The organism is Mycobacterium sp. WUMAC-067 (assembly GCF_020217485.1).
In the GTDB taxonomy this organism is placed as follows: domain Bacteria; phylum Actinomycetota; class Actinomycetes; order Mycobacteriales; family Mycobacteriaceae; genus Mycobacterium.
Window position 1 is genome coordinate 174,384 of record NZ_JAEKMI010000002.1, and the last position, 16,576, is coordinate 190,959.

Genomic DNA, 16,576 nt, shown 5'->3' on the forward strand with positions numbered 1-16,576 from the left:
TCTCAGTACTGCGTCGAGCCCTGATCGACGGGGATCTGCGCGGCGGTGACCTTGCGGGACTCGTCGCTGGCCAGCCAGCACACGGTGTCGGCGATCTCCTCCGGCTCGGCGATCCAGTCCGGCAGGAACGGGGTGAGGACGTGCGACAGCTGCGGGTTGGTCTCCATCGTCTTGCCCACCGCCGTGACCATGTCACCCGACCCCATCGGAGTGTTCACCGGGCCCGGGTGGACGCTGTTGACCCGGATCGAGTGCTTGCCCAACTCGGCGGCGAACGCCCGCGCCAGCCCGGTGACGGCGTGCTTGCTGGCGGTGTAGTGAATCATGAACGGCTGCATCTTCATCCCGGCAGCGGAACTGATCAGGATGATGGAGCCGCCGCGGCCGCCGTCGATGATCTTGTCCGCGCCGGCCATCACGGTGTTCCACGTGCCGGTCACGTTGATGTCCATGACGTCCCGGAAGTCTTCCGGCGTGATGTCGTCCCATGCCTGCGGCGCCGCGACCCCGGCGTTGGCGACGATGATGTCCAACCGGCCCAGCGCGGCGACACCGTCCGCGACGACCTTTCGCAGTCCGTCGAAGTCGCGCGTGTCCACGACCGACGCGATGATGCGGCGGTTCGATTCTTCGACCAGGCGAACGGTTTCGCTCAGGTCGTCCGGGCTCGCCGGGTCGTAAGGTACGCAGGACGGCAGCTTGCCGGCGATGTCGACGGCAATGATGTCCGCGCCTTCGGAGGCCATGCGCACCGCGTGTGCCCGGCCCTGGCCGCGCGCCGCGCCGGTAATCAATGCCACTTTTCCGGCAAGCCTGCCTGCCATTAACGCTCCTTCGTTGTGCTGGTCCGCCCCGCCGCCTTGACCAGGTTCGATCCGATGATCAGACGCTGAATCTCGCTGGTGCCCTCGTAGAGCCGCAGCAGGCGCACGTCGCGGTAAATGCGCTCGACCACAACGCCACGCATGTAGCCGCTGCCGCCGTGGATCTGCACCGCGAGATCCGCGACGTTGCCGGCCATTTCGGTGCAGAACAGCTTGGCCGCCGACGGGGCGATCCTGCGGTCCTGATCGGTGACCCATAGCCGCGCCGCGTCCCGCACCAGCGCGCGGCCGGCCATCACGCCGGCCTGCTGGTCGGCGAGCATCGCCTGCACCAACTGGAAGCTTCCGATCGGCGCCCCGCCCTGCGTCGCGGTGGCGGCATACGCGACGGATTCGTCGAGCGCGCGTTGGGCGGCGCCCACGGCGAGGGCGGCGATGTGTACCCGGCCGCGGGCCAGCGAGGTCATCGCCGCCCGATAGCCGATGTCTTCGCTGCCGCCGATCAGCGCGCCGTCGTCCACCCGGACATCGTCGAAGACGACGTCGGCGGTCCACGCGCCTTCCTGGCCCATCTTGGCGTCCTTGGCACCAACCTGCACGCCGGCGGCATCGGCCGGAACCAAAAAGACCGCGATCCCGGGTCCCTTGTCGTCGGCCGGGCGGGTGCGGGCGAACACCACGAAAAGGTTGGCGACGGGCGCGTTGGTGATGAACCGCTTCTGCCCGGAGATCACCCAATTGTCGCCGTCGCGAACCGCTTTGGTGCGCAGGCCGGCGGGGTTCGATCCGGCGCCGGGTTCGGTCAGCGCGAAGGAGGCGACGACGTCGCCGGACGCGATCGACTCCAACCAGCGCGACTTCTGTTCGTCGGTGCCGAACCCGACCAAGACCTGTCCGGCGATGCCGTTGTTGGTGCCGAACATCGACCGCAGCGCCAGCGACGTGTAGCCCAGCTCCATCGCCAGCTCGACGTCTTGCATCAGGTTGAGGCCGAGGCCGCCCCATTCCTGGGGGATCGCGTAGCCGAACAGGCCCATCCTCTTGGCCTCATCGCGCAGGTCGTCGGGGACGCGGTCGTCGTCGAGGATCTCCTGCTCGCGGGGGACGACCGCGCTGCGCACGAATTGCCTTGTCTGAGCCAGGATCTCGCGGAAGTCCTCGTCGGAGACTTCGGCGATTTCGGCGGTGGCCATCGGCTCCACGCTCCTCTCCCGATCCGGGGCACCCCGGTTCAGGGGAGGATCCTATATCAAATATGATATTTGCCTTGAGGGTGCCCGATGGCGGCGATAACAGAGAAGGATGTGTGATCCAGGTGGCGTTGTTGACAGGTCAGACCGCGGTAATCACCGGCGGAGCGCAGGGACTCGGTCTGGCCATCGCGGAGCGCTTTGTCGCCGAGGGGGCGCGGGTCGTTCTCGGCGACGTCAATCTCGAGGAGACCCAGGTGGTGGCCAAGCAGCTGGGCGGTGACGACGTCGCGATCGCGGTGCGCTGCGATGTCACCCAGTCATCCGACGTCGAGACCCTGATCCAGACCGCGGTCGAGCGGTTCGGCGGCCTGGACATCATGGTCAACAACGCCGGGATCACCCGGGACGCGACGATGCGCAAGATGACCGAGGAGCAGTTCGACCAGGTCATCAACGTCCACCTGAAAGGGACCTGGAACGGCACCCGGCTGGCCGCCGCCATCATGCGGGAAAACAAGCGCGGCGCCATCATCAACATGTCCTCGGTGTCGGGCAAGGTCGGCATGGTCGGCCAGACCAACTACTCGGCGGCCAAGGCCGGCATCGTCGGCATGACCAAGGCGGCCGCCAAAGAGCTGGCGTACCTGGGCGTGCGGGTCAACGCGATCGCCCCCGGTTTGATCCGGTCGGCGATGACGGAGGCCATGCCGCAGCGCATTTGGGATTCGAAGGTGGCCGAGGTGCCGATGGGCCGGGCCGGTGAGCCGAGCGAAGTCGCCAGCGTTGCGCTGTTCCTGGCCTCCGACCTGTCGTCATACATGACCGGCACCGTCATGGAAATCACCGGCGGCCGACACCTGTGAGAACCCCCGCGAGCAGTCCCCCGCAAGCGGGAGGTGCCCCCGGCAAAATCGCACAAATCTTGCCGCATCAATGCGATTCTGCGTCTGCTCGGCATCAGGACAGGAGTCACAATGCGTGAAACCGTCATCTGTGAGCCGGTGCGGACGCCGATCGGCCGCTACGGCGGAATGTTCAAGGCGCTCAGCGCCGTCGATCTCGGTGTCACCGCCCTGAAGGGTCTGCTCGGGCGAACCGGGCTGGCGCCCGACGCCGTGCAAGACGTGATCCTCGGCCACTGCTATCCCAACAGCGATGCGCCGGCGATCGGGCGCGTGGTGGCGCTGGATTCCGGCCTGCCGGTGACGGTTCCGGGCATGCAGGTCGACCGGCGTTGCGGTTCGGGCCTGCAAGCGGTGATCCAGGCGTGCCTGCAGGTGGGGAATGGCGACCACGATCTCGTCGTCGCCGGGGGCTGCGAAAGCATGAGCAACGTCGCCTTCTACTCCACCGATATGCGCTGGGGCGGAGCCCGCGGCGGCGTCCAGGTCCACGACGGGCTGGCGCGCGGACGCACGACGGCCGGCGGGCGGCACTACCCGGTGCCGGGCGGAATGCTGGAGACCGCCGAGAATTTGCGCCGCCAGTACGGCATTTCGCGCCAGGAGCAAGACGAGCTGGCGGTGCGGTCGCATCAGCGCGCGGTGGCGGCGCAAAAGCATGGCATCCTGGCTGACGAGATCATTCCGGTTGCCGTCCCCACGCGCAGCGGCGAGGAAGTCATCGACACCGACGAGCACCCGCGCGCGGACACGTCGGTGGAGTCGTTGGGCAAGCTCAAACCCGTTCTGCTGAAGGAGGACCCGGAGGCGACGGTCACGGCCGGCAACTCCAGCGGGCAGAACGACGCGGCGTCCCTGTGCGTGGTGACCACACCGGAGAAAGCCGACGCGTACGGACTGACGCCGTTGGTGCGCCTCGTGTCCTGGGGGGTGGCGGGGGTGGCGCCCAACATCATGGGCATCGGGCCGGTCCCCGCGACGGAGGTGGCGCTGTCCAAGGCGAACCTGGCGCTGTCGGACATCGACCTCATCGAGCTCAACGAAGCCTTTGCCGCGCAAGCGCTTGCGGTGATGCGGGAATGGAATTTCGGCGCGGCCGACCATGGGCGCACCAATGTGCACGGTTCGGGAATCTCGCTGGGCCACCCGGTGGGCGCCACGGGCGGACGGATGCTCGCCACGCTGGCGCGCGAGCTCGATCGCCGGCAGGCGCGCTACGGGCTGGAGACCATGTGCATCGGCGGCGGCCAGGGACTTGCCGCCATCTTCGAACGGGTCGCATCGAGATGACCGAACCCGGGTTACCTCTGAACGGCCTCACCGTGGTCGAGGTGTCCAGCTTCGTCGCCGCGCCCCTGTGCGGCATGACGCTGAATCAGCTTGGCGCAGAGGTGATCCGGGTCGACCCGATCGGCGGTGCGTCCGACGTGCAACGCTGGCCGCTGTCGGCGGACGGTACGTCGATCTACTGGACCGGCCTGAACAAGGGAAAGCGTTCGGCCACCATCGATCTGCGCTCCGAAGACGGCCAGGCATTGGTTCAGCGGTTGATTGTCGAGGGCGACGGCATCGTCGTGACCAACGCCGCCGGGCTGTCCTGGCTGAGCCACGACGTCCTGGCGGCCCAGCGCCCCGACGTCATCCACGTCCAGTTAGTCGGGCGCGGTGACGGTTCTACGGGCGTGGATTACACGGTCAACGCAGGGCTGGGCTATCCGCTCGTCACGGGCCCCGCCGATCATGCCGGTCCGATCAATCACGTCTTGCCGGCCTGGGATGTGTGCTGCGGACTGTACGCCGCGCTGTCGGTCGTCACCGCCGTCCACCGCCGTGACAAGTCCGGGGCGGGGACGCGGATCAGCCTGGCGCTGGAGGACGTGGCGCTGGCCACCGCCGCCAATTTGGGGTTGCTCACCGAGCCGCAAGTCAATGGGACGCAACGGGAACGGCTGGGCAACGCCATCTACGGCCAGTACGGGCAGGACTTCACCTGTCGTGACGGCGCCCGGTTCATGGTCGTCACCCTCACCAAGCGGCACTTCCGCGATCTGGTCGAGGTCACGGGTACCGGCGCCGCGGTGTCGGCGCTCGCCGAGGCGCTCGAGGTGGATTTCGGATCCGAAGGCGATCGGTACCGGTACCAGGATGTGCTGTCCGGGCTGTTCGCCACCTGGTTCAGCGATCACAGCGCCGACGAGGTCACCGCCGCTCTGTCGGAGACCACGGTGCTGTTCGAGCGGTACCGAACCTTCGCCGAGGTCGCGGCGGGGCCGAAAGTCGCTGATAATCCGCTGTTTTCGCGATTGCATCAACCGGGTCTCGGCGACTACTTCGCGCCCGGCCTGCCGGCCGCGTTCGACGGCGCCCATCCCGCCAGCGCGCCCGCGCCCGCTTTGGGACAAGACACCGCCCAGGTCCTCCAGCGGGTCTTGGGGCTGACCACCGCCGACGTCGAGCGCCTGACGGACGCTAAGACGATCGCGGGCTGAGCGGCCGGAAGGGAACCACGCACATGACCAAACTCGCCCAGACGCTCGGATTGACCGACGTCCAGACCGAGATCATCGCCACCGTACGGCAATTCGTCGAGAAGGAAGTCATCCCCAACGCGGTTGAGCTGGAGCGCGCCGACACCTACCCGCAGGCCATCGTCGACCAGATGCGTGACATGGGCCTGTTCGGTCTGATGATTCCCGAGGAGTACGGCGGCCTGGGGGAATCGCTGCTGACCTACGCCCTGTGCGTCGAAGAGCTTGCGCGCGGGTGGATGAGCGTGTCCGGGGTGCTCAACACCCATTTCATCGTGGCGTACATGCTGCGCCAGCACGGCACCGACGAGCAGAAGCAACGGTTCCTGCCGCGCATGGCGGCCGGTGAGACTCGCGGCGCCTTCTCGATGTCGGAGCCCGAGCTGGGCTCGGACGTTGCCGCGATCCGGACTCGGGCGCGACGCAACGACGACGGCTCCTACACGATCGACGGCCAGAAAATGTGGCTGACCAACGGCGCCACCTCAACGCTGGTGGCGACGCTGGTGCGCACCGACGAGGGCTCGGACAAGCCGCACCGCAATCTGACCGCCTTCCTGGTCGAGAAGCCGGTCGGCTTCGGCGAAGTCGTTCCGGGCCTGCGCATCCCGGGCAAGATCGACAAGCTGGGCTACAAGGGCATCGATACCACCGAGATGATTTTCGACGGCTACCAGGCCAGCGCCGATGACGTCCTCGGCGGGGCGACGGGGCAGGGCTTTGTCCAGATGATGGACGGCATCGAGGTCGGTCGTGTCAACGTGTCGGCCCGCGCGTGTGGGGTCGGGATTCGCGCTTTCGAGCTCGCGGTGCGCTACGCACAACAACGGGAGACCTTCGGCAAGCCGATCGCCGAGCATCAGGCCATCGCCTTCCAGCTGGCGGAGATGGCGACCAAAGTCGAAGCCGCACACCTGATGATGGTGAACGCGGCACGGTTGAAGGACTCGGGGGAGCGCAACGACGTCGCCGCCGGAATGGCCAAGTACCTGTGCAGCGAGTACTGCGCCGAGGTCACCCAGCAGAGCTTCCGGATCCACGGTGGTTACGGCTATTCCAAGGAATACGAGATCGAGCGGCTGATGCGTGACGCGCCATTTCTACTCATCGGCGAGGGAACCAGCGAGATCCAGAAGAACATCATCAGCAAGCGACTGCTCGCCGAATATCAGGTGTGAAACGATGAGTGTTCCGGATTTCGCTGCGCGCCCTCAACTTTCCGAGGACGTTGCGCGCTTGATCCGCAGCAGGATCTTCGATGGCACCTATGCCGCCGGGTCGTACGTCCGGCTCGACCAGCTGGCCGCGGAGCTGGGCATCAGTGTCACACCGGTGCGTGAGGCGCTGTTCGCGTTGCGCGCCGAAGGATTGATCGCCCAGCAGCCGCGCCGGGGTTTCGTGGTGTTGCCGGTCACCGGCCGCGACGTCACGGACGTGGCGAATGTGCAGGCGCATGTGGGAGGCGAGCTGGCCGCGCGGGCCGCGCTCAACATCACCGACGACCAGCTACGCGAGCTCAAACAGATCCAGGCGCAGCTGGAGGATGCCTATGCCGGCGATGAGCACGAGCACACCGTTGGCCTGAACCACGAATTTCACCGGGCCATCAACATCGCCGCCGATTCGCCGAAGCTGGCGCAGCTGATGTCGCAGATCACCCGCTATGCACCCGAATCGGTGTTTCCCGCCATCGAGGGCTGGCCCGAGCAGTCCATGAAGGACCATCGGCGGATCTTGTCCGCGCTGAAAAAGCGTGACGGCGAGCTGGCGCGGGCGGCCATGTCGGAACATCTCGCCGCCGGCGCGATTCCGTTGATCGATCACCTCGTCGCGCGCGGTGTGGTGGTGGAGGAATAGCCACCACCATCCCTTGTCGCACAGCCGGGTTCGGCCTACGCTGCGATCAGGGTGGGCGACGGACGGAGAGAACAAGATGCCCGCAACGCTTCGCGCATCGGCCCTATTCGTTGCAACGCTGACAGGCCTCGCCCTCGCCGCGCCGGCCCGCGCCGACCAAATCGACCCGATCCCCGGCAACGGTGTGTTTGTCGTGGGGCCCGATATCGCGCCGGGCCTCTACCACACGGGCGGCTCGGGTTCGGCCTTCGGCGTGTGGATAAACAATGTGCCGACGCAGGACTCGATGTGTTCGTGGTTCACCTACAGCACCCCTGATGCGAACAAGGACCATGTGCTGCAGACGAATACCTCCATCGGCCCGATGTACGCCAACATCAATTCCGCCGTCAAGGCCTTCGAGTCGCAGAACTGTCAACCCTGGACGCGGGTCCCCTAGGACCGGTTCGCGTCGATCAACATCTCCCGCAGCCGGCGGACGTCGACCTTTCCGGTGCCGCCGCGCGGAACGTCGTCGTCGGAGTTCAGCAGCAGCCACACCGTGGGTACCTTGAAGGCGCTCAGCAACTTTCGAGCCGATGCCTGAAGATGCTCGGGGGTGAGCGCGTCGTCGCACACCACCGCCGCGCCGACCCGTTCGCCCGCCGCGCCGGGCACATTGGTGACGAGGGCGTTGCCGACGCCGTCGATGGTGCGTAGCGCGCGCTCCACCTCGCTGGGGTAGACGGTCGCACCGCTGACTTTGAACATGTCGTCGGATCGCCCGTGGTAGAACAGGAATCCCTGCTCGTCGAGGTGGCCGAGGTCACCGGTCGAATAGAAGCCGTCGGGGGTGAAGAGCTCTTCGCGACGGCGGCCGCAGATGCCGCGCAGGGTGTGCGGTCCGCGGATCTGGATCATGCCGGCGGTTCCCGCCGTGGCGGGCTCGCCGCTTTCGGGGTCGACGATGCGGACTTCCATGCCGGGAAACGGCTTTCCGCAGCTTCCCCACGCCGTCGCGGGCATGTCCGTGTCGGCGGGGTAGCCGCAATACGACCCGAATGCCTCGGTCATGCCGAACAGCGTCGCGCGCGCCCCGGGCTGAGCGCGCCGCTCCGGCGGCAACAGGGCTTCGAGGCTGCCGGGTCGCAGCGCCGAGAGATCAACGCCGACCGAGTTGGCGTGCCGTGCCAGTGCCTCGGCCTGATCGGGCCAGCCGCGAAACAGGGTGACCCGTTCGCGCTCCAGCAGTCGCAGGGTGGTTTCGGGCCGGGGGGTCTCTTCGGTCACCAGGGTGGCACCGGCCAGCAGGACGGACAGGATTCCACTGCCGAACCCGCCCACCCAGAAGAACGGCATCGGCAGATACAGGCGGGTTTCGGCGGTGATGCAGCGCGCCGCCAGCCCCGACTGCACGGCGCCCAACGCGTTGCCGTGCGAGTGCAAAACCCCCTTGGGCGATCCGCTACTGCCCGAGGTGAACATGATCACCAGTGGGTCGGCGGGGGTGACCGTTTCGGTCATCGCGTCGATGATCCGGCGGGCCCGGTCGCTCGCGGGTGCGCTATCGAGCCGATCGGTCGACCAAACCTGCTGCAACGCCGGAAGTTCGGATCTCCCCACGGTCCTCAGGTCGTCGAGATAGCGATGCCCGCGGAATTCCTCGACGCTCACCAGGAACTGGACGGCGGCGACCCGCAGCTGCGCGACGAGTTCGCGGGGCTGCAGCAACGTGCTCAGTGGCACCAGGACGGCGCCGATGCGGGTCAGCGCGACGGCGATCTGTACCCAGCGGGTGCCATTGGGCATGATCAATCCGACCCGCGTGCCCTTGCCCACGCCCGCCTCGACGAACACCGCGGCCAAATCGCTTGTAGTGACATCGAGTTCGCGGTAGCTGAGCCGCGTCGCGGGATCGATCACCATCGGTGTGTCCGCATTGTGCTGGGCACGAAACCTCACCAGTTGGTCGATGGTGCTAGGCATCGAAGAGCTCTCTCAGCCGTCGCGTGTCGACCTTGCCGCTGGACAACAGCGGGAGGTCGGTGCGGGAGAGGGCGAGGAACCGCTTGGGAATCTTGTACGACGACAGCTCGCCTTTGAGCCGTTCCCGCACCGCCGATTCGTCGAAATCCGGTTGGACGACGACCGCGGCGACCAGCTCTCCCCGTTGGGTATCGGGGACGCCCACCACGTAAGCCTCGGCGCCCGTGACCCTGGCGATCGCCTGCTCGACCTCGGCCGCCGACACGTTGGCGCCCGCCGTCTTGACCATCGCGCCGAGCCTGCCGACGAAGTAGACGAATCCGTCGTCGTCGGTGCGCACCAAATCGCCGGTGTGAAACCAGCCGTCGGCGTCGAAGCACTCCTCGCGACTGCGCTTGTAGTAGCCCTGCATCACGTACGGTCCCCGGATGCAGAGCTCACCGACTCCGGAGGCGTCCGCGTCCAGGATCATCGTCTCGAAGCCGGGGGCGGGCTTACCGTATGACCCGCGCCGCGTTTCGGGTTGGTCGGATTCGTCCTCGCTGATCAGCACGACGCTGCCAGCCTCGGTCATCCCGAGCATGTTGTGCCGCAACTCCGGGTCGGCCGGCCTGGAGTCGAGGGCCATGATCGGGTAGAGGTTACCGCGCCGCATCGACGACAGATCACGCTCGGCGTAGCTGGGGTGGTCGGCGAGGTGAGCGACCCCGGCCGCGAACCCATTGGTCATGGTGGGTCTTTCGGCCTCCAACAGGTCGAGTGTGGCCCCGGCGTCGATGGCGTTGGAGCAGACCAGGGTCGACCCGGCCACCACCGTGGCCAGCAGGCCGAACGCGAATCCGCCGATCCAGAAGAACGGCGAATTGCAGAACAGCTTGTCCGACGCGGTCAGGCCGCGGATCGTATTGAGGTTCCGCTGATGTCCGAGCAGCGCGGCATGCGTATGCACCACCCCCTTGGGGGTACTGGTCGATCCGGACGTGTAGACGATCGCCAGCGGATCGCAGTCGTAGACAACGTCTTCGGTCGCCCGCAGCAGCGCCGGGTCGACTGTGCCGGCCAGCGCGCGCACCGTCTCGTGAGCGAACGCCACGCGGCGCAGTTGCGGCACCGCGGCGCAGAACAAGCGATCGCCGGAATCGAAATCGGCCCCCGGAAGAACCTCGGACAGTCGCTGTACGTAGTCGTGAGACCGAAATGATGTGGCGCTCAACAGGATTTCGACGTCGCTGTCGACCAGCTGCTCGCGCAGTTCTCGGGCGGTGACGAAAGTGGAGAACGGGACGACCACGGCGCCGATCCGCGCCGCCGCCAGCATGCCGACCACGAAGTCGGGTCCGTTCGGATAGAGGAGGCCCACATGGGTTCCCTTACCGGCGCCGAGTGCCATCAGACCGCGGGCGAGCTCCGCCGACCTGCGGTCGGCTTCGGCGTATCCGATGCGGTCGTCGTCGCAGACCAGCAGCGGGTGATCCCCGCGCACCCGGGCCTGGTGTCGCAACGTCGCGGCGACGGTCAAATAATCAGCGCCCATGGTTGCGCGGCGCCGCGGGCTCGCGGAAGTAGTCCTGGATGGCGCCGAGATCGGCCTTGCCCGACGGCGTTCGCGGAATGGCGTCGACGATCGCGATTTCGGTCGGAATCTCATAGCGCGCCAGCCGCTCTCGCAGGTGCTCCACCAGCGCGTCGGCGTCGGCGGCAGCCGATTCGCGCAGTTCGACCATGGCGACCGGCGTCTCGCCGAGCCGCTCGTCGGGCCGGGCGATCACCGCCGCGCCGGACACCGCGGGGTGGCTCTCCAGCGCGGCGCGAACGTCGTCGGGCATCACCTTGAAGCCGCCGCGGATGATCGCCTGGTCGGCGCGGCCGACGATCCAGAGGAACCCGTCGGCGTCGATGCGCGCCATATCCGTGGTTCGCATCCATTGCGCGCCCGGCCCCAGCTGACCCGGCTTGACCTCCAGCAGGCCGACTTCGTCCGGGCCTAGCGGTGTTCCGTCGTCGGCGACCACCCGCAGCTGAGCGCCCGGATTGGCCCGGCCGACGCTGCCCCGTTTGGCCCGCCAGTGCCGCTGATAGTCGGGAAGGGTCCAGCCCGCCACGCCGCCGCCGAACTCGGTTGCGGCATAGGAGGTCAGCACCGGGATGCCGTACTTGTCGGTGAAGGCGTCGGCGTCGTCGGCCGACAGCGGCGCCGTCCCGCAGGTGACAACCCGGACACTGTCCAGGTCGGCGGGCGGCACATCCGAGTGCAAGACGGTGCGCAGGGCCGCCGGTACCAGCGATACGGCGCGGGGCCGGTGCTTGCGCACCGCCTCGGCCCATGCGTTGAGCTCGAATCGCTCCAAGAGCACAAACGGTCTGGCCTCGGCGATGCATTGCAGCACCCGGAATACGCCGCCGATGTGCACCAGCGGCGAGTTCACGATGGCGACGCCGCGCCGCAGCTCGGTGGGCGCGGGTGCGCGGTCGGGTTCGGCGCCCATCACGCTGCGCGCCAACATGTCGTAGCTCAGGTCGATTCGCTTGGGCGGTCCCGTCGTGCCGCTGGTCAGCATGCGCACCGCGACACCGGTCGGTGGACCCGCCCCGACGCCGGGTTGCCCGGACACGTCGACGTCGTCTGCCGGTCCCGAAATCGCGACCGTCGGGGTGCCCACCGTCACCAGCGACGCCAGATCGTCACGCTCGCCGACGATCAGCGGAAGCTGCAGTCGCGCGATGTCGGCCTTGGTGCGCTCGTCGCCGCGCGACGGGTTGATGACCACGACGGTCCCACCGCCTAACAGCACGCCCAGAAAGGCCGCCACATGCCCCGGCCGGTTGCGCAGCAGCATCCCGACCTCGGCGCCGGCGGCCAGGCCGGCGATGCGCCGCGCCAATGCGTCGATCTGGCCCCACGAGATCCATTGGCCGCCATATTCGATGGCGTGTGAGTGGGGCTCGAGGTCGAGCACGTCGGCGATGCGTTGGATGAGCGGGTGACGCGGCATCAGCGGATCTTCGGTGTGGGCTTGGTGGCCCGGACGCGGGCGCCCTGCTGCGCGGCCAGTTCCGCGGTGCCGAGCGGGTTTCCCAGCCGGGTATAGATGAGGCCCTGTTCCAGGGCGGCGCGATACGGCTTGTCCAGCGATTCCCAAATCGCCTTCACCGTACCCTGAGTCGCCGTCGGAGGCTTGGCGGCGATGGTCGCCGCGATCTCGTGGGCGCGGTCCCAGAGCTGATCGGATGAGACGACCTCCGAGACCAATCCGATCCGCAGCGCGGTGTCGGCGCTGACCCGTTCATCGTTGCCCATCAGGGCGATGCGCAGCGTCTCCCCGAGGCCGACGCGGCGCATCAGACCGATCGGCTCCAGCGCACAGATTAGACCGGCCGACACGTGGGAGTCGAAGAACGTGGCGTCTTCCGAGCAGATGACCACGTCGGATTCGTTGATGAAGTAGAACGCGCCCGCGGTGCACATGCCCTGGACCGCGCAGACCACCGGCTTCCACATCTTCTGCCACTTGGGGCTCAGAGCCTCGCCGGGATCCTCGTGGTTCCAGATGTTTTCGGGCTGACCGTAGGGCGTCTTGATGTCCAGCCCCGCGCTGAACGCCCGGTCGCCGGCGGCACGCAGTACCACCGCGTGCACCGACTCGTCGAGTTTGACCGTGCGCCAGGCGCGGGCCATTTCCTCACACATCGTGCGGTTGAACGCGTTCAGCTGCTCGGGCCGGTTCAACGTGATGGTCGCGACGTGGTCGGCGGGGTCGGCCTCGAGGAGGATCGTTTCGAACTTCATCGGCTCGCTCATCGACACTGCCAATTCGGTTCGCGCTTTTCGACGAAGGCCTTGGGTCCTTCGGCCGCGTCCTCCGTCCGCAGCACACGTTCGCGGAACGTCTCGGCGAGTATCTCCGCCTCGTGCAGCGGCACATTCAGGCCCTTGAGGATGGCCAGCCGGGTACCCCGAACCGCCAGCGGTGCATTGGAATTGACGATGTCGGCGATCTCATGGGCCCGGTCCAGCAGCCGGTCGTGCTCGACGACTTCGCTGATCAGTCCGAGTTCGTAGGCGCGCTCTGCGCTCATCCGCTCGTGCTTGCCCATCAGGGCCATGCGCAGGGCGATGGAGCGGGGCAGCACGCGAGACACCCGCACCAACTCGCGGCCCGCCACCAGTCCGATGCTGACGTGCGGATCGAAGAAGGTCGCCTGCTCGGAGGCGATGACGATGTCCGTCGTCGTGACCCAATCCATGCCGGCGCCGCAACAGATCCCGTTCACCGCGGTCAGCACCGGCTTGGCCGTGGTGCGGAACGGCGGCGTGCCCTCCTGCGGCGCCTCCCACTGGTCGTACGTCGACAGGTATGGGCGCTCGTAGATCACCTTGCCGTCTTCGGGAATCTCCTTGACGTCGGCGCCGGTGCAGAACGCGCGGCCGGTGCCGGTGACGATGGTCAGCCAGACGTTGTCGTCGTTTTCGGCCTCGTCGTAGGCGGCCCGCAGTTCGGTGATCATGTGCGGGCTGAGCGCATTGAGGGCGTCTGGGCGGTTCAAAGTGATCGTCGCGGTGTGCCCGTCGACGTCGTACTTGATCGTGTCGAACGAATCAGTGGGCATCAGTCATTCCTTCGCTTTGTATCGAACGTCGCGTGGGGCATATGGGCGAATTCGAGGCAGTTTCCGTGCGCAGGGCCCACATTCGACGCCCAAGGCCTAGCGTCCACGAAAGTCCGGATCCCGCCGCTGCCGAAAGGCCTCCAGGCCCTCCTTGAAATCGACTGTCCGGCAAGACAATTCCAGATTGAACAACTCCTGGTTCAGCGACTGGCTCAGCGTTGCATGCTGCCCGAAGTTCAGGGCCTGCTTGGCCAGCCCGATCGCCGCCGTGGGTCCGGAGGCCAGCCGGCCGACCAGCTCCTCGGCGGCGCGGTCGACGTCGGGGCCGCTCACCGCCTGGTGAATGAGCCCCCACTCGGCCGCGTCGTGCCCGCTCACCTTCTCGCCGAGCAGCAGCATCCGCCTGGCCCGCGCCAGGCCGACGAGCCGGGGTAGCAGCCAGGTGGACCCGGAGTCGGGGCTGAATCCGCGGTCGAGGAACGGCTCCCAGAACACCGCATCGCCGGCGGCCACGGTGAAGTCAGCGGCCAGCGCGAGATTGCAACCGAATCCCACCGCCCATCCCCGCACGCTGCACACCACCGGCAGCTGAATGCCCGCGACGAGTTCGATCACACGGTGAGCGGCATGGGGAATCCGCCGCACCAGATCGCCGACGCGGGGGCGTTGGCCGCCGGGATCGTTGGCGGCCACCCAGTCGGCGCCGGCGCAGAAATCGTCTCCCGCGCCGCGGATGTGCACGGCGCGTAGCGAGTCGTCGGACGCGGCAGTGGTCAGCGACTCGACCAGGGCCCCGATCATCAACTGCGTCAACGAGTTACGCCGTGATGGGCGATCGAGCGTCACCAGTAACACCGCACCCTCTCGGTGCACTGTCACCGAACCCTCGACTCCGGCCGCGCCGGCCCCTTGACTCACCGTCGATCCGGCCTCTCTCCGCCGATACGGTTACCCATACAGTAGGCAATACGATTGATACGCTGTATAAGTTAGCAAGGATACGCTGCCTGCGAAACTACTGAGGTGAAAGAGGGAATCATGGCCCGCGCCGGCGATGATGCGGCGGGCGCACCTCCCGCCTGCTGGGGACGCAGCGATGAGGAGGAGTGGTGCCTATGACCCTGCCGGAGGGGCACGCGTCGACGCGTGGCGACGACGCCAGATTCGGCGAGGCGCCGCTTGCCCAGACCGTGGCCGCGGCCGCCGCCATGCGCCGCCTGAGCTCACTGCTGGTGTCGATGGAGCATCCGCACCCCGCGGTGGACGCCATGTTGGACAAGTTCACCGAGTGGGAGGGCGAATTGTCCGCCGCCGCGCCGGCGGACAACGCACCGCGCATCGGCGACCTGCCGGACGATCCCCGGCGCGTGTATCTCAATCACGCGACCGACATCGGCGCCTACAACCCGTGTTTTCCCGAGTACCGGTTCACCGAATTCGATGCCGAGAAAGCAACGGGAGGCGTCGAATTCCCCGTGATATACGAAGGGCCACCGGGATTGGTGCACGGCGGATTCCTCGGCGTCTTCTTCGACTGCGTCATCCAGCACCACAATTGCGTCACCGGCCTTTCCGGCAAAACCCGGTCCTTGGCGGTGACCTTCCGCAGACCCACACCGGTGTTGACCGACCTGCGATTCGACATCGTGCGCTCGGAAAGCGAACGGGGCATCACGTCGACCGCGCGACTGTTGCTCGACGACGAAGTGCTGTGTACGGGCGAGGTCAACACGTTGGCGTCACGGCCCGAAAAGCTTGCCGGATCGCGATTCGGCAGGCGCCGAAAGGAGTCCGACAAATGACCGCTTCGAGCACCTCTGACGATCGCGTGCTCTTCGACGTCGATCATGACCGGCGCATCGCGACGGTCACGCTGAACAATCCCCAACAGCGAAACTCCTATGACGCCAGCATGCGCGTGGCCATCGCCCGTTGCCTGGACCGGGTGGCCGATGACGACGACCTCACGGTGGTGTTGTTGCGCGGAGCCGAGGGGGTCTTTTCCACCGGGGCCGACATGAACAATGCGTACGGGTGGTACGGCGACAAGTCCAGGCCGCCCGACGACGCGGCGGCCAAACGCCGCCCGAGTCAGCGGCGCCGACTCACCGTCGACCGCAAGTCTTTTGGCTTCTACCACAATTTCATGGGCTTCCCCAAGGTCACGGTGGGGGAGATCGCCGGCTACGCGCTCGGTGGCGGCTTCGAGATGGCCCTGATGACCGACATCTCGGTCATCGCGCGCGACACCAAGATCGGCATGCCGGCAACCCGCTTCCTGGGCCCCGCGCTGGGCAGCCTGCACATGTTCTTCCACCGGCTCGGCCCGGTGCTGGCCCGGCGCCTGTTGTTGACCGGTGACATCATCGAGGCGGGCGAGGTCGAACACCTCGGAATCTTCACGGACACCTGCGATCCCGGTGCGGTAACGGCGCGGGCGCGCTACTGGGCCGAGAAGGCGGCGAAGATGCCGGCCGATGGGGTCGTCATCGCCAAGGAGGCGTTCCGGCTTGTCGAGCAGAGCCAGGTGTACCAGGGTGAGGAGGTCGCCAGCTATCTGTTCCACGCCTTCGGCACCAACCTGCAATTCGGGCCGGGCGAATTCAACTTCGTCAAGACCCGCGCGCAGCACGGCGCCAGGGAGGCGTTCCGGCTACGCGACGAGCACTTCCACGTGCCCGAACCCGAGGCGTGACAAG

The 16,576-nt window shown here is 67.1% G+C and carries 16 protein-coding genes; 8 read left to right on the forward strand and 8 right to left on the reverse strand.

Annotated features, from left to right (window positions below):
- Positions 1–2 precede the first annotated feature (2 nt).
- Positions 3–824 carry a mycofactocin-coupled SDR family oxidoreductase gene (locus JF781_RS02175; protein ID WP_225326669.1) on the reverse strand — a complete coding sequence of 274 codons (822 nt, stop codon included), beginning with the start codon at positions 822–824 and terminating at the stop codon, positions 3–5.
- Complete coding sequence (locus JF781_RS02180) at positions 824–2,017, reverse strand: acyl-CoA dehydrogenase family protein (protein WP_225326668.1); 1,194 nt, start codon at positions 2,015–2,017, stop codon at positions 824–826. Before JF781_RS02180 ends, JF781_RS02175 begins: the two co-directional genes overlap by 1 nt.
- 113 nt (positions 2,018–2,130) lie before the next feature.
- Here JF781_RS02180 and fabG point away from each other — a divergent pair, with 113 nt between their 5' ends.
- The 6 genes from fabG to JF781_RS02210 all read left to right on the forward strand — a co-directional run bounded on the left by fabG (position 2,131) and on the right by JF781_RS02210 (position 7,743).
- Positions 2,131–2,880: a 3-oxoacyl-ACP reductase FabG gene (fabG, locus tag JF781_RS02185; protein ID WP_225326752.1), complete on the forward strand. Its 750-nt coding sequence runs from the start codon at positions 2,131–2,133 to the stop codon at positions 2,878–2,880.
- 111 nt (positions 2,881–2,991) lie between these two features.
- Positions 2,992–4,209: an acetyl-CoA C-acetyltransferase gene (locus tag JF781_RS02190; RefSeq protein WP_225326667.1), complete on the forward strand. Its 1,218-nt coding sequence runs from the start codon at positions 2,992–2,994 to the stop codon at positions 4,207–4,209.
- Positions 4,206–5,408 carry a CoA transferase gene (locus tag JF781_RS02195; protein WP_225326666.1) on the forward strand — a complete coding sequence of 401 codons (1,203 nt, stop codon included), beginning with the start codon at positions 4,206–4,208 and terminating at the stop codon, positions 5,406–5,408. Before JF781_RS02190 ends, JF781_RS02195 begins: the two co-directional genes overlap by 4 nt.
- A 23-nt stretch (positions 5,409–5,431) precedes the next feature.
- Positions 5,432–6,625, forward strand: coding sequence for an acyl-CoA dehydrogenase family protein (locus tag JF781_RS02200; RefSeq protein ID WP_225326665.1), 1,194 nt, complete (start codon positions 5,432–5,434; stop codon positions 6,623–6,625).
- A 4-nt stretch (positions 6,626–6,629) separates the two neighbouring features.
- Positions 6,630–7,304, forward strand: coding sequence for a GntR family transcriptional regulator (locus tag JF781_RS02205; RefSeq protein ID WP_225326664.1), 675 nt, complete (start codon positions 6,630–6,632; stop codon positions 7,302–7,304).
- A gap of 76 nt (positions 7,305–7,380) precedes the next feature.
- The gene (locus tag JF781_RS02210; protein WP_036454922.1) at positions 7,381–7,743 is read left to right on the forward strand and encodes a hypothetical protein; all 363 of its coding nucleotides are present in this window, start codon (positions 7,381–7,383) and stop codon (positions 7,741–7,743) included.
- Here JF781_RS02210 and JF781_RS02215 read toward each other — a convergent pair.
- From JF781_RS02215 to JF781_RS02240, 6 genes are all read right to left on the reverse strand, one after another.
- On the reverse strand, positions 7,740–9,269 hold the full coding sequence (locus JF781_RS02215; protein ID WP_225326663.1) for a class I adenylate-forming enzyme family protein: 1,530 nt from the start codon (positions 9,267–9,269) through the stop codon (positions 7,740–7,742). The two genes, JF781_RS02210 and JF781_RS02215, sit on opposite strands and share 4 nt — an antisense overlap.
- Positions 9,262–10,803 (reverse strand): class I adenylate-forming enzyme family protein, encoded by a 1,542-nt coding sequence (locus tag JF781_RS02220; protein ID WP_225326662.1) that lies wholly within the window; start codon positions 10,801–10,803, stop codon positions 9,262–9,264. Before JF781_RS02220 ends, JF781_RS02215 begins: the two co-directional genes overlap by 8 nt.
- Complete coding sequence (locus tag JF781_RS02225) at positions 10,793–12,262, reverse strand: class I adenylate-forming enzyme family protein (protein WP_225326661.1); 1,470 nt, start codon at positions 12,260–12,262, stop codon at positions 10,793–10,795. Before JF781_RS02225 ends, JF781_RS02220 begins: the two co-directional genes overlap by 11 nt.
- Positions 12,262–13,056 carry an enoyl-CoA hydratase/isomerase family protein gene (locus JF781_RS02230; RefSeq protein WP_225326660.1) on the reverse strand — a complete coding sequence of 265 codons (795 nt, stop codon included), beginning with the start codon at positions 13,054–13,056 and terminating at the stop codon, positions 12,262–12,264. The genes JF781_RS02225 and JF781_RS02230 overlap by 1 nt, the downstream gene beginning before the upstream one ends.
- 8 nt (positions 13,057–13,064) lie before the next feature.
- Positions 13,065–13,877: an enoyl-CoA hydratase/isomerase family protein gene (locus tag JF781_RS02235; RefSeq protein WP_225326659.1), complete on the reverse strand. Its 813-nt coding sequence runs from the start codon at positions 13,875–13,877 to the stop codon at positions 13,065–13,067.
- 96 nt (positions 13,878–13,973) lie between these two features.
- Entirely contained in the window at positions 13,974–14,795 is an 822-nt protein-coding gene (locus tag JF781_RS02240) for an enoyl-CoA hydratase/isomerase family protein (RefSeq protein ID WP_225326658.1), read from the reverse strand.
- A gap of 197 nt (positions 14,796–14,992) precedes the next feature.
- Between JF781_RS02240 and JF781_RS02245 the strand changes: the two genes are divergently transcribed.
- Both JF781_RS02245 and JF781_RS02250 read left to right on the forward strand, forming a co-directional pair.
- Positions 14,993–15,679 carry a hypothetical protein gene (locus JF781_RS02245; RefSeq protein WP_225326657.1) on the forward strand — a complete coding sequence of 229 codons (687 nt, stop codon included), beginning with the start codon at positions 14,993–14,995 and terminating at the stop codon, positions 15,677–15,679.
- Positions 15,676–16,572, forward strand: a complete 897-nt coding sequence (locus JF781_RS02250; protein WP_225326656.1) for an enoyl-CoA hydratase/isomerase family protein — start codon at positions 15,676–15,678, stop codon at positions 16,570–16,572. Before JF781_RS02245 ends, JF781_RS02250 begins: the two co-directional genes overlap by 4 nt.
- Positions 16,573–16,576: the final 4 nt, after the last annotated feature.